The organism is Tissierella sp. MB52-C2 (assembly GCF_030931715.1).
Taxonomy (GTDB): domain Bacteria; phylum Bacillota; class Clostridia; order Tissierellales; family Tissierellaceae; genus Tissierella.
Map to the genome: position 1 here is coordinate 3,165,630 of NZ_CP133261.1, position 12,565 is coordinate 3,178,194.

Annotated in this window: 17 protein-coding genes; 4 read left to right on the forward strand and 13 right to left on the reverse strand. The window is 31.7% G+C overall.

Features of this window, described 5'->3' with window-relative positions; genetic code table 11:
- Positions 1-27: 27 nt before the first annotated feature.
- The 5 genes from RBU61_RS15960 to saoL all read right to left on the reverse strand — a co-directional run bounded on the left by RBU61_RS15960 (position 28) and on the right by saoL (position 2,636).
- Positions 28-219: a sigma factor G inhibitor Gin gene (locus RBU61_RS15960; protein WP_308876636.1), complete on the reverse strand. Its 192-nt coding sequence runs from the start codon at positions 217-219 to the stop codon at positions 28-30.
- A gap of 299 nt (positions 220-518) precedes the next feature.
- On the reverse strand, positions 519-1,154 hold the full coding sequence (locus RBU61_RS15965; protein WP_308876637.1) for a 50S ribosomal protein L25: 636 nt from the start codon (positions 1,152-1,154) through the stop codon (positions 519-521).
- Positions 1,155-1,247: 93 nt separating this feature from the next.
- Complete coding sequence (locus RBU61_RS15970; RefSeq protein WP_308876638.1) at positions 1,248-1,508, reverse strand: pro-sigmaK processing inhibitor BofA family protein; 261 nt, start codon at positions 1,506-1,508, stop codon at positions 1,248-1,250.
- Between the two features lie 69 nt (positions 1,509-1,577).
- The gene (locus RBU61_RS15975) at positions 1,578-1,874 is read right to left on the reverse strand and encodes a DUF2508 family protein (RefSeq protein ID WP_308876639.1); all 297 of its coding nucleotides are present in this window, start codon (positions 1,872-1,874) and stop codon (positions 1,578-1,580) included.
- A 75-nt stretch (positions 1,875-1,949) separates the two neighbouring features.
- Positions 1,950-2,636, reverse strand: a complete 687-nt coding sequence (gene saoL / locus RBU61_RS15980; RefSeq protein WP_374212458.1) for a MerB-like organometallic lyase SaoL — start codon at positions 2,634-2,636, stop codon at positions 1,950-1,952.
- 152 nt (positions 2,637-2,788) lie between these two features.
- Between saoL and saoD the strand changes: the two genes are divergently transcribed.
- From saoD to saoC, 4 genes are read left to right on the forward strand one after another with little or no spacing between them, the layout of a single operon-like run.
- Entirely contained in the window at positions 2,789-3,121 is a 333-nt protein-coding gene (saoD, locus tag RBU61_RS15985) for a DsrE-related protein SaoD (protein WP_308876641.1), read from the forward strand.
- A gap of 52 nt (positions 3,122-3,173) precedes the next feature.
- Positions 3,174-3,443 (forward strand): thioredoxin-like (seleno)protein SaoT, encoded by a 270-nt coding sequence (gene saoT / locus RBU61_RS15990; protein ID WP_308876642.1) that lies wholly within the window; start codon positions 3,174-3,176, stop codon positions 3,441-3,443.
- A 5-nt stretch (positions 3,444-3,448) separates the two neighbouring features.
- A complete protein-coding gene (gene saoE, locus RBU61_RS15995) occupies positions 3,449-4,546 on the forward strand; it encodes an efflux transporter SaoE (protein WP_308876643.1) in 1,098 nt (365 codons plus the stop codon).
- 4 nt (positions 4,547-4,550) lie between these two features.
- The gene (saoC, locus tag RBU61_RS16000; protein ID WP_308876644.1) at positions 4,551-5,021 is read left to right on the forward strand and encodes a Cys-Cys-COOH (seleno)protein SaoC; all 471 of its coding nucleotides are present in this window, start codon (positions 4,551-4,553) and stop codon (positions 5,019-5,021) included.
- A gap of 53 nt (positions 5,022-5,074) precedes the next feature.
- On the opposite strand, the gene RBU61_RS16005 is transcribed toward saoC, so the two are convergent.
- The 8 genes from RBU61_RS16005 to RBU61_RS16045 all read right to left on the reverse strand — a co-directional run bounded on the left by RBU61_RS16005 (position 5,075) and on the right by RBU61_RS16045 (position 12,456).
- Positions 5,075-5,506: a Csac_0668 family 2Fe-2S cluster-binding (seleno)protein gene (locus RBU61_RS16005; protein ID WP_308876645.1), complete on the reverse strand. Its 432-nt coding sequence runs from the start codon at positions 5,504-5,506 to the stop codon at positions 5,075-5,077.
- A gap of 137 nt (positions 5,507-5,643) precedes the next feature.
- Positions 5,644-6,846: an ABC transporter substrate-binding subunit SaoX gene (gene saoX, locus RBU61_RS16010; RefSeq protein WP_308876646.1), complete on the reverse strand. Its 1,203-nt coding sequence runs from the start codon at positions 6,844-6,846 to the stop codon at positions 5,644-5,646.
- The gene (locus RBU61_RS16015; RefSeq protein WP_308876648.1) at positions 6,843-7,274 is read right to left on the reverse strand and encodes a MerR family transcriptional regulator; all 432 of its coding nucleotides are present in this window, start codon (positions 7,272-7,274) and stop codon (positions 6,843-6,845) included. Before RBU61_RS16015 ends, saoX begins: the two co-directional genes overlap by 4 nt.
- An 89-nt stretch (positions 7,275-7,363) precedes the next feature.
- Entirely contained in the window at positions 7,364-8,161 is a 798-nt protein-coding gene (gene saoP / locus RBU61_RS16020) for an ABC transporter permease subunit SaoP (protein WP_308879837.1), read from the reverse strand.
- Positions 8,162-8,296: 135 nt separating this feature from the next.
- The gene (gene saoA, locus RBU61_RS16025) at positions 8,297-9,142 is read right to left on the reverse strand and encodes an ABC transporter ATP-binding protein SaoA (RefSeq protein ID WP_308876649.1); all 846 of its coding nucleotides are present in this window, start codon (positions 9,140-9,142) and stop codon (positions 8,297-8,299) included.
- A 13-nt stretch (positions 9,143-9,155) separates the two neighbouring features.
- Positions 9,156-9,962 (reverse strand): ABC transporter substrate-binding (seleno)protein SaoB, encoded by an 807-nt coding sequence (gene saoB, locus RBU61_RS16030; protein ID WP_311144035.1) that lies wholly within the window; start codon positions 9,960-9,962, stop codon positions 9,156-9,158.
- Between the two features lie 194 nt (positions 9,963-10,156).
- The gene (locus RBU61_RS16040) at positions 10,157-11,299 is read right to left on the reverse strand and encodes a double-cubane-cluster-containing anaerobic reductase (protein WP_308876651.1); all 1,143 of its coding nucleotides are present in this window, start codon (positions 11,297-11,299) and stop codon (positions 10,157-10,159) included.
- Between the two features lie 14 nt (positions 11,300-11,313).
- Positions 11,314-12,456: a double-cubane-cluster-containing anaerobic reductase gene (locus RBU61_RS16045; RefSeq protein ID WP_308876652.1), complete on the reverse strand. Its 1,143-nt coding sequence runs from the start codon at positions 12,454-12,456 to the stop codon at positions 11,314-11,316.
- Between the last annotated feature and the right edge of the window lie 109 nt (positions 12,457-12,565).

The window sequence follows — 12,565 nt, forward strand, 5'->3', positions numbered from 1 at the left end:
TAAACTATAATTTGAAAAAACCCTGTATTAATTTACAGGGTTCAGTTGGTGCTTTTCAGATATGTAGTATCCTAATAAAATTCTAATAAAATTTTTATACAAGTCATAGTTCTCATCGAATATGGATACATTTACTATTTCGTCTATACAATCTTTACATACTGTTTGCCTCAATAGTGTTATCCCTGTTTTTTCATTTCCACATATTATACAATACACATAGCTCACCCCTTATTTTATTTCCATTAGGATTATTGCCTTAATACTATATTTTATTCTTTATAATTTATTTCGTGCTTGGCAAGGGTGAAGTATTGTTATTTAAAATTTACTGTGTACTGGCATTTTTTGGATTTTGCTTATATTATATTGAAAAATAAAAACCCATAGGAAATATGGGTTTTTATATGACGGATAGGAAAACTCTACTTTTGTACTTTTCCTATTATAAACTTAATCTGACTTCAACAAGTCTTGACAAAAACTAATTTAACATTTCTATAAAAGCTTTTATCATATTACTCTTTTGATTCAATTTCATCTGGTGCTGCTTCTGTTGCTTCTGGTATATCATCTTCATCTGTTTCTTCCTCAGATACTGATGGCTGAGATAATGTACAAACTACATCTTCTAAATCTCTTAATATTGTAATACCTTCTATATTTGCAATATCTAAATCCTTTACAAGTATTGGCGTTGTAAAGTCCATATTTTCTACATTTACTTCTGCTCCATTTGGAATATTGGTTGGTAGACATTCGATTTCTATCTGGTCTAACAATTGCATTAATATTGAAGGTTGTAGTCTTATATTATCTCTATTAACTAATATAACAGGAACAGACATTTTTACTTTTTCATCCATATTTAATTTTTGGAAATCAATATGAAGTATTTCTCCCTTTACAGGATGTCTTTGAATATCCTTTATAATAGCTGGCATTACTTCTCCTGCTACATCTAATTCTAATAAGGATGATGCTCCTGCTTCTCTATATACTTTTTGGAATTCCGCTGAAGATACTGAAGCGCTAATTGTTTCTCCGCCTCTACTGTATATAACTGCAGGTATTATATTTTTTTCTCTTATTTTCTTTACTAAATTTTTTCCAGTCTCAGTTCTCTTTGTCATTTGCATTTTTATCGCTGGCATATAATATACCCCCTGTTCATTTTTATATTTATTATTACTAGTATATCATATTTTAGCCACTTATACAAACTTCGGATTTCATACCCTAGTATACTATATTATCATTTGAAGAATAAGTAATAATATCACACCAGGGACCCCTAATAATCCCACTATAATAGCATTTAATGGATTAATCGCTATACCTAATCCAAAGTATTTTCCTATGGTATTAAAAAGAAGTAATATCAATCCTCCTAAAATACCATTACCTACCAATTTAAATATCTTCTTGATAGGCCATACTAGTATAAGTCCTATGATATATAATAAAAAAAGACCAATGATATAATAAAAAATTGTACCCAATTCCATTACTATCCCTCCCGTTCCTATTATACTATAAATATAGGAGAGAATTAGAAAATATTACATATTTTTGTACTAGCTATCAACTGAAATATTTTCCATCTGTTGATTTATGAGTTCTTCTGAAATATCTTTATCCCACTCTTTTATTTTCTTCAACAAATATATATATTTTAGTTTAGATGCCTCTGCTTCATATATGGCATAATCTATTAAATCCGGGTCTGAAACCGATTGAAAAAACTTTTCATTATCCTGCCATTCCTCATGAGCCTGTCTTAGATTTTCTAGCATCTGAGTTTTTAATTCATTTAATTTATCTAATTCTGTCTTTTCTCTTTTTCCTAAGTCTTTTTTTATAAAGCTCAACATAAAAACACCCCCTAATTTCTATTACTATCATTGACAAAAATTAAGGGGTATATACGTATTAAAGTTTTTCTACATTTATATATCTGTTACACTAAATAACATTTTTGAAACCTTAGTTGCTTCTTCAGCATTTAAACAGAATATCTGAGACTTATCTAGTTCCATCATTTCAACCCAAGTATTATATTCTTTCTCCGTACAGAAGAAATTCATTATGTTTCAGCAGTTACCTGACCAGTTTAGATTTTTATTTAAATCCACATGGAGTATATGTAAGTCACTAGGTTCATAGCTATATAATTCACCATTTTTTATACTTACTTTAATATCAGAACCACATTGACTACATTTTGATTCTATATTCGTATCTTGTTTGAAAGTAAAGGCTGCTCCAATAGCATCTATTGCACACATAGCAGTAAATTCTCTACCATCCTGAAGTCTTACCCTATGATTCGTAGGAATTGCTGAAACCGGATACATAAAATTAACATTTCCTTCTTCATCTACTACTAGCCCATTTTTTTCAATTAAACTATCTAATACATTATTTACCTCTTCACCTATAATTCTCATGTCTTTTGCAATTTTAGATGTATTAGATAAATTGAATGCCCGTCTTTTATTGATGACATAATTCATCAAATATCTTCTAATTTTCTTTTCCTCTTTTGACAATCTACTATCTATACTATCTATTTTCAACTGTTCATTAGAATAGTATCTATATTCAAGTTTATCCACAAAACCATTCCTTTCCATTCTATTACTCAACTTATAATATCATTTTAAAAAATGATTGTTAAATAGATAATATTAATAACTTGTCCTCTTGTCATAATATATTTAAATTGTTAATTTTTATCCAATTATGATATTATTTAGGGGATTTTAAAGATATAGGGGGAATTTTTGTGAAAGTTGCATATGTAATAAGTTCTGATAATGCAAGAACTATCTTAAGAGACATGGTAATACCACAGCTTGAAGCTGGTAACCATGGAGCAGAAGTGGTAGGTATGTTTTTTGTATTTGATAATACCTTCTTATTATTGAAGGACACTGATATTGGGGAAAGGCTTCAAAAGCTACATGAAGAAACCGGTATGATACTTCTAGCCTGTGATCAGTGTGCCATTGAAAGACAAATAGAAAACAATCTTGTAAAAGATGCTGCTATTGGATGCTTCCCAGTATTATATGGTGCCCTTAATTCAGTAGAGCTTGACCAAGTAATCACATTTTAGAACAAGGTCCGTTAATACGGGCCTTGTCTTATTAGACCATGGAGGTGGAAGTATGTCTAAGGTTTTAGTGGAATTTATCAACACATGATCTGGATGTGACGGTTATACCCGTGCTGTAGAGGATGCTGCAGCTAAACATAAGGATAAAGTAGATGTAAAGATTTATTATGCAGGTAAAAACATGGACTATATAAAAAAATATGGAGTTATATTTCGAGGAACTTTAATTATAAATGAAAAAAAGAAAATTCAAAGAATATCTAAGGATATTATTGAAAAAGAAATTGAATCTGCAGTAAGAGAATTAGAAAATAGGAAGTGATTTTATTGTTATTATTAAAATTTTTAAAAGATATTTTATTATCTTCAATTAATTTATTAAATGGTGCTTCAGGTTGGCTTGTTTTTAGTTACATAGTTGCAGGACTCCTTCACGATGTTATAACCCCAGCTAGATTTCATAAATCCTTGGGAAACACTAAAATCAGCTCCATTTTTAAATCAACCATATCAGGTATGTGTCTGCCTATTTGCAGCTGTGGGACAATTCCCCTTGGTATTAGCTTATACTACTCTGGAGCTTATGTAGGACCCACATTGGCATTTATGGCTTCTACACCTGCCCTTAATCCCATAGCCTTAATACTTAGCTATGGACTATTGGGAAAGGAATTGACCATGATAAATGTAGCTGCAGGATTTCTACTCCCTTTTATTATTGGAATAATAGGCAATAAATTAGGTGGAGATGAGTTAAGAAAGCCTAACCTAGAGGAAGAGATAATGTTAGCATCATTGGATCAGACAGAAAAGATTCCTTTATTAGAAAAATTAAAATCAGGTATGCATTGGGCTATACATGATTTAGCCACAGTTTTAAGCAAATATGTGGTTTTGGGAATGTTATTCGGTGGATTTATCTTAACTGTATTTCCAGATTCATTTATACAGAAATACTTAGGAAATCCTAGTATGTTGTCCCTTTGGAATGTGGCAATCCTGGCAGCATTGATGTATGTTTGTGCAGTTGGACATATTCCGTTCATAGCAGCTTTAATCGCCAGTGGAGCTTCACCTGGAGCCGCAATTACCTTTTTAATGGCAGGGGCAGCTACTAATATTCCAGAACTATTAAGTATATATAAGATGATTGGTAAAAAAACTGCTATTATATATGGTTTAGTAATCTCTATTTTTGCATTTAGTGTTGGATATTTGACCAACTTATGGTTGATGCCTGGATTTAAACCTGCCATTAATTTCAATAAAATCGATAATAGTATTGAAAGTGCAAATAAATTTCTGTTTACTTTACCAGAACCGCTTAAATATTTATGTTCTCTTATAATTTTCTTATTTTTCTTAAAGGCTATATATCCGAAAATCAAAGACTTATCCAGAAGTCTTGCAAAGCAAACGAGGTAGAGAAATGAAAAAAAGTACTAAAATTATATTAATAGGATTGATACTCTTTATATTGGGCTTCTATGCTTATTATTTAGAAAACGGCAATACTTTGCAGGCCTTAGGAGTAGAACCAGACAATGAACTTCTTCTTTATTTTAATGAAACTCATCCTGAGAATAAAGTAATACTGTGTGGATATGAAGATTTAAATGATGATGGACGTAAGGATTTACTGGTTATATATAATGAATCTCATAAAAAAAATGCAATGGTTGTAGTTATAGATACAGGTAATGGATTTAAATTATCTGAACATGTAAAGGCTCCCATAGATAATCAAGTAATTGAGTTTAAAGATATTGACAAAACTGGGCCAATAGAATTTATTATCTCTGGTTCAAAGGATGGTAATTTCGGATACTCTATATTTAGACTAATTGATGATATTGAAATAAGAGATTTATTTGGTGAAGGTATGGAAGATTGTTGCTAAAAACAAAGAGCTGCTGAGAAGTAATTACTTCTCAGCAGCTCTTTGTTTTCCCACTATTTATTAGCTTTTATTGCCTTATTTATAGTTTCCATTATAATTGAACCACAACATCTACCTAATGGATTATTTAAGGTACAGTTTCCATTCTCCATTGCCCCTGTAATTTTTATAACATCATTCATATTTTCTGCACCTTGATTTATTACAGCATCTATAATTTCTTCTTCAGTAACCTTACTACAATAACATATATACTTAGGGTCGGCATCCTTCTTGAACCATATAGGCACCTTTATTTCTGTCCTATTAAAAATATCTTCTCTATCTAAATTATAATATACTACGTCACAGTCTTCACTCATACACAAATAATAAATCTCTTTATCAGGAACTTTCTCAGCAAGACTTTCTGTTACTAGATGCTTTACAGTTATACTTTTTACCTTTTTTCCTGATTGATTACACCTCGGACATTCTATTCCCATAAACCCACACCCCTTTACTTAGTTTTATTATAAACCTTAAAGTAAACTTTAATGTCAAGTTATATTATAAAACATATGTCCTTATTATGAAATATAAAAATGGAGCTTAAATAAGCTCCATTTTTATGTTTATTAATCTAATTATTACTAGCAGTGCTTTCTTCAATTCCATCTACGGCTTTTGCCTTGACTAACCATTCCTCATAGGTATCTCCAATTGGAAAGTTTGTATCAATATTTTCTTTTATGAATGTATTAAAATCTTCAATGCCGCAAGTCTCAAGTAAATCCGTTGACATGAACTTTTGAATATCATTTATATTTGGAATTTCTTCTTCTGGAATTTCAAAATCATAGAAATATTGAATATAATTATCTAAATTCTCCTCAGAAAATTTCCATGTAATAGTTCTACCTTCTGCTACAGTCTTCATATATACAGTTTTTAATCCAACTTCTGGAGCAGTACCAAATCCTTCTGCAAACATCATTGAAGCATTGTAAGGATGTTCATATAGATATTTAATAGATAAAGCGTGGGCAAGTACTAGCCTTTTTGCTAATTCTGGATGATCATTTAAAAAATCATTGTTCATACAATAAATACAGCATATACCCCATCCTTCATCCATATTATCTGAAACATGGGCACCCCATCCTGTAGCCATGATACGGCCAAAACCTTCAAATTCTACCATAGATCCATAAGGGTCACAAGCAGAAAAAGCATCAAGCTGTCCAGCTTTTAATGCAAACACCTTATCTTTATCACCCATATCAACCACTTCATAGTTTTCTAATCCCACTGGAATATCCAATTCTTCTGCCCAGTTTCTCCATTCTGGTCTTGTTTCTGCCCCTGAACCAATGGCTAAAGTTTTACCGATTAAATCCTTTGGTTCTTTTATATCATTGCTTACAACTAAATATCTAGAACCCCCTAAATGATTTGCTGCTGCCATAAATAATGGTGCTCCTTGATTAACTGATTTAATAGCACCTTCAATTCCTTGGTATCCTACGTGCATTTCACCTGAAGACATAGCTTCCATGATTTTACCAGTCTTCGTAACAACTACATTTAGACCCAATGCTTCGTAAATTCCAGCTTTTTCTCCTATAATAGATGGAACCATATGGTCACAATCTCTGTATCCCAATTGGATTACGAAATCCTTATCTCCAGCTGATAGCTCTCCTAATTCATATTTGGCTACCTCTACAGTTGGATCATAGTCAACCTCTTGAATTACAGTATTTTTGCTGCTGTCTGTACATCCTACTACAACTGCTGCCATCATTGCCAATACTAAACTCATAGCAATAATTCTTTTTTTCATATTACATTTCCCCCTATTTTTTTATCTTGTTCTTCTTCAATGCCTTCAATATAATGACATATTTTGCCCTTACATCCATCTACTTTTTTTGCATCAGATAAATATTTTTCCAATTTATCATTTTCCTTCTGAAGTCTAGCTATTTCTGTTTTTATAAAAGATATCTTTTCCTGTATCTTACTACTTACATAATTACAAGGGGCTATTCCACTATCTTTTAGCATCAATATTTTTTTTATTTCTTCCAATTCAAAACCTAGGCTTCTAGCTTTTTTTATGAAAAGTAATCTTTCTATATCTTTTTCATCAAATATTCTATAGTTATTATCTCGCCTTTTTACTTCTCCTAATAAGCCTTGGCTATCATAATATCTAACGGCAGAACTATTAAGTCTGGTGATTTTACATATATCTTTGATAAATAACATGGGCTGTTACCCTCCTATTATAAACCTTAAAGTCGACTTCAATGTCAATAGAAAAAATCTCCACCAGTTTTTCTAACTGGTGGATGATTTTAATCTGCTTTCCACCTAAGTAATATACTTTCAATTAAGAGCATCAATCTATCAATACCAAATCCAATTAAAGCAGCTATAAACATATATGCTATAATTGTATGAGTTTCCATTCTAGATTGAGCTTCTACCATACAGTAGCCGAACCCGGCACTGGTCGCTATGAACTCCGCTCAGATAACAGACATCCAGCCCATACCAATGGATAGTCTTAAACCAGTAATAATCCCTGGCAACGACCCTGGAAGTACAATATCTTTAATAATATCCATAGTCTTTGCACCCATACTCCGTGCTGCATTGTAATAATCTTTACTAATGTCTTGGACTCCTGCAATAGTATTTAAAATAATTGTAAAAATACCAGAAAAGGCAATCATAAAAATCGTAGGTCCGTCACCAAGACCAAACCAAATAATAGACAGTGGTACCCATGCCATTATAGGAACCTGTCTTAAAGAGTTTATAAAAGGCGCAAAAGCTCTTAACATAGTCTTAGAATATCCCATAGTCATTCCAATAGGTAGTCCAATAATAAATGCATAAAAAGCACCTGTTAAAACACGCCTCATAGTAATACCAATATTCCTAAGTACGTATAAATCTGTAATAGCCTTAAATAAAGCTTCCATTACACTTTTTAAGGAAGGGAAAAGAAAAGGTTTATCAACGATTTCTGCTGCAACCCACCATATTGCGGCAATTACTATTAATGCAATTGGTGTATAAATATTGAAGTCTTTTCCATTGAGCTTTCTCCAATTATTTCTATCTTTCATCTTAGTAGCATGTACCATTCTCTTTACATCTTTTTCTTGAGAATTCAAATTTGTCACCTCCTTTTAAAACATCTTTAAAAAAGCCCTATTAACTATTCTAATAGAAGCTTATTATCTTACCCTAAACTTTTGTTATTCTTAAAGAACACCAGTCTAAATAAATGCTGCCTTCTTACTATCTTTTTTCTCTGTTTTCTGAATAAACTCTAATAATTCCTCATCTCCTTGATTTTTCACTTCTCCATTTAAGGCAGATCTTAAAACATCAGATAGTTCATTAGTATATTGATGATATTTTTCACTTTTTCTATCTCTAGGTCTAGGAAGTTCTATCTTTATATCTGCCAATATCCTTCCATGATCCCTAGACATAACTATAACTCTATCACTTAAATAAATAGCTTCATCTACATCATGGGTAACCATAAGTGCAGTCTTGTTACTTCCTTGCAGCATTGCTTCTAACTGTACCTGAAGCATCTGACGCATCTGAAAATCAACTGCACCTAGGGGCTCATCCATTAATAATATCTTTGGATCACAGGCTAAAGCCCTTAATAAAGCAACTCTCTGTTTCATTCCACCAGATATTTCATGGATATAATAATTTTCGTATTCTTCAAGGTGTGCCATCGTTAATAGCTCTTTAAGTCTTTCTTGACGTTGTTTTCTTGGTATTCCTTGCTTCTTCATTGGATAAACAATATTTTCTCCTACTTTCATCCAAGGAAAAAGTGCATAATTTTGAAATACAAAGGCTCTATCTGGCCCAGGCTTGTTTACATCTTTACCATCTATTGTAATATTTCCACCTTCATGTTTTAAAAAACCTGCAATAATATTTAGTGTTGTCGTCTTTCCACAGCCCGATGGCCCTAATAGTGACACAAATTCTCCTTCCCTTACATCAAAGGAAATATCCTGCAATACAGTATTCATTGACTTCTTATCTCTTCTATTGGAAAAAACCTTAGTAATTCCTTTCACTGATATTGACATATCTTCACCTTTCCTATTCTAAACTTAAAAGTTTTATATTTGTATTATCCCAAAATTCCTTTGGCATACTTATATATTTTTTAAGTGTTTCCACTTCATTTAACTCTTCTATTGTTTTGTTGTATTCTATCAGAAATTCTCGAAAAGCTTTTGTATTTACCACATCTTTCCTTACAATTAGGCTATAGGAAATATAATCATTTTTTGAAAGAGAAGTAAATTTAAACTTAGGCAATAAAGCTGCCTTCGTTATATCTAAAACTGCCCCATCAATTTGTCCTCCTTCTAATGAATAAGGTAGATTAACAGGAGATATTTCAACAATTTCCTCTATATGTCCATAACTTTCTTTAACCAATTCATATAAATGTTCTCTCTTTTGCCCTATGCCAAGTTTGTGTATATCACTTACTTCATCTTTATAAGCAATGACTTCTGCATTCATAACAACAGGGCCATATATTTGAAAATCATCATTGGCACGGACCAAATGTAAAGCCATATGATTACAATAAAAGGCCATATCAACTTCATCTGAGCTCAAGGCCCATTGTGCTGTGTTACTTCAGCAGTCTTTAAATGTAAAATCAAATAGAGTATCTTCTTTTTCCTCTATAGTATAAGGACTGTCTGTACCCATTTCTTTACTCTTATTAATGATCTGCTCTAAAAGTAGTCCAGTTATATCATCTCCTGAACCAATCCTTAATCTTATGTCTGTTTTTTGTATCTTTTTCTCTTTAGGCATGAATTTAGAAAATCCTAATCCTAAAACTATAACTAATATAAAGAAAAAGAATATTTTTTTTGTTATGTTCATGTAATCATCACTCTATACTTTAGTTTGTAAGCCCATGTAAAGTATTGTCTAAAATTATCTATCAACACTTCGAAAATAATATATCAAACTTTGTCGTTTAATAAAATAATTATAGATATTTTTGATGGTATTATTCACCACTATAGGAAAACATAATGCCATTTTCCAGCGGCTTCCAGACCCTTATCTATTTTTTATAACATTTCTATAAATGCTGATATTCTAGTAGTTAGCTGTCCAATAGTTTCTTGAGAATAGTCTGTTTCTAAATGAAGATAAGGTTTTCCTTTCTCGTTTACTGTGTGTTTTACTCTATCGCCTTCCATATTGTAAGTATGGCAGGATTGAAGGGTTATATCTATTACTCCATCTATCTTATATTCATCAATATAATCTGATATCATATTCATTCTATGGTTATTTGGACTCATACAGGCACATCCTGATTTTAGATATCTTTCAGTAAGTGCATCAAATGGATCTCCATCTTCCCTTACTTGTTCTTCCTTATCCTTTATGGATGAACACATTTCAAAACATACTACTACTCCACCATTTTCTTCGATTATTTTTATTATGTTCTCAGTGGCATCACCAAGGGGTGAACCTGTTACAAGTATTCTCTTTGCTGAAAGAGGTACTTGGCTGCCATTTTTCTCATAGTCCTCCATTATATCTCTAGTCAATTTCTCTATTCTTTCTATTTCTTTTTCCTTATCAGAGATAAATAATGTGGCTTGAATAACACGTCTTAAATCAAATCCACGAATCGGTGGTGGAGATAATTTACCTATTTCATAAAAACTTCTCAAGGCCTTTCTCTCTCTATTTCTAATCTTAATCCTATCTCTTATATCTTCATCTGTTATCTCTACATCAAGTTGCTTTTCTATGACTTCTTTTAATTTCACCATCTCAGATCTATAGTATTTAAAGGAATTAGGAGCATTGGGATTTTGAGGCAGATGCATTATGTGCATAGGTTTAAAATCACTTAAAAACTCATACATTTTTTTCTTGCCATCACAGGTTGTCTCACCTATTAACATATCTGAAAAATAGAAATAAGGACATTTATCTGCAACAGCAAATCCATAACTCGATTTAATTAGAGGACAAAGGTTAGCTGGAAGATGTTTTTCTGCATATGGAATAGTCTCTGCCGACATACCGCATAGCCATGCAGCCATAGCTCCAGAGGCTGTAATTATCTCCCATGGTGCAAACCCACAGTATACTCCTATTACCTTCTTACCTTGATCCTTTAGTTCCTTAGTAGTAATAAACCCATTTTCTCTAGCTTCTGCAAATTCATTTAACAATTGGGTAAAATCCATATTATCATCCTCCTTTATAGTATCTCCATGAATGCTTCTATTCTAGTACGAAGTTGTCCTATTTCTGCTGCCGTAATGTTAGTTTCAAGATTTAAGTATCCAATATTTTTTTCCTCTGTTATAAATCTCTTCATCAATACAGTTTCAACCCCAAATGTAAGACAGGCTTGAAGTGACAAATCAATAACTCCATCTATATTATATTTATCAATTAATTCAGATATAAGATTCATTCTTCTATTGTTTGGCGTCATTGCTGGACAGGGGATTTGTAAGTATTTTTCTGCGATTGCATCTATCGGGTCAATATCTTCATTTATTAAGTCCTGATTATCTTTCATCCAATCACAAGTCTCTAAACAAATAAGATTTCCACCTGCTTCCTCAATAATGCCAATTATCCTTTCCATTTTTTGTCCCAATGGGCAGCCAGTAAGTAGAATTCTAGGAGCATTATTCTTTCCTTTGTTATCCAGTTTAGGTTGAGATTTAATTATTTCCGTTATAGTCTTTATATCTTCTAATGCTTTCTCATTATCTAGCCTATAGCCAAAATTGGTCAATATTGTGAAAACATCTTTACTACTTATTAATTCAGTATTTTTAATCCAAGATTCATAGAAGTTCTTCAATGTTTTTCTCTCAGTATTTTTTATTTTTATTGCTTCTCTAATTTTTTCATCTAAAATCTCAATATTAAACTGCTTCTCAAGATTTTCTCTTAATCTCTGAATTTCATTTCTCCATAATGATGATTCTTCTGAACCTTGATTTTTTTGAGGTAATTGTAAAACGTATGTTGGCTTGATACTTTCTAAATACTCATACATTTTTTTCTTACCATCACAGGTTGTCTCACCTATGACTAAATCAACAGCATTAAAATATGGAGAATCAGATAAGGCTTCACCATAGCTTGATTTAACTATATTACAGATATTGCTAGGTAAAACCTTTTCTCCAACAATTACATATTCATCACTTGTATTACACATCCTAATAACCTTTGCATTGGCTGCTAATATTATTTCTTCTGGAGCGAATGAACAATATGTACCAATTATTTTTACTTCTTGATCTTTTAACTTTGCTATTTCCATGGCTAAATCGGATCTAGCGTTGATAAATCTTTCTACGATTTTCTTTATTTGCTCCATCAAATATCCACCTTTCCTTGTATATCTAGTCTTTAATTTATCAAAGATTTATCTCATATTAAAGTTTTATTAGTAGATTTTATATGACTGAAGGATAATATACGTCTTC

What these genes read in the sequence shown, in the direction of transcription:
- RBU61_RS16045 (WP_308876652.1), bottom strand. Translation starts at nt 12,456, where the DNA reads ATGGAGCAAATAAAGAAAATCGTAGAAAGATTTATCAACGCTAGATCC.
- saoX (WP_308876646.1), bottom strand. Translation starts at nt 6,846, where the DNA reads ATGAAAAAAAGAATTATTGCTATGAGTTTAGTATTGGCAATGATGGCA.
- RBU61_RS16040 (WP_308876651.1), bottom strand. Translation starts at nt 11,299, where the DNA reads ATGGATTTTACCCAATTGTTAAATGAATTTGCAGAAGCTAGAGAAAAT.
- RBU61_RS16005 (WP_308876645.1), bottom strand. Translation starts at nt 5,506, where the DNA reads ATGGGAATAGAATGTCCGAGGTGTAATCAATCAGGAAAAAAGGTAAAA.
- RBU61_RS15965 (WP_308876637.1), bottom strand. Translation starts at nt 1,154, where the DNA reads ATGCCAGCGATAAAAATGCAAATGACAAAGAGAACTGAGACTGGAAAA.
- RBU61_RS15970 (WP_308876638.1), bottom strand. Translation starts at nt 1,508, where the DNA reads ATGGAATTGGGTACAATTTTTTATTATATCATTGGTCTTTTTTTATTA.
- RBU61_RS15975 (WP_308876639.1), bottom strand. Translation starts at nt 1,874, where the DNA reads ATGTTGAGCTTTATAAAAAAAGACTTAGGAAAAAGAGAAAAGACAGAA.
- saoA (WP_308876649.1), bottom strand. Translation starts at nt 9,142, where the DNA reads ATGTCAATATCAGTGAAAGGAATTACTAAGGTTTTTTCCAATAGAAGA.
- saoC (WP_308876644.1), top strand. Translation starts at nt 4,551, where the DNA reads ATGAAAAAAAGTACTAAAATTATATTAATAGGATTGATACTCTTTATA.
- RBU61_RS16015 (WP_308876648.1), bottom strand. Translation starts at nt 7,274, where the DNA reads ATGTTATTTATCAAAGATATATGTAAAATCACCAGACTTAATAGTTCT.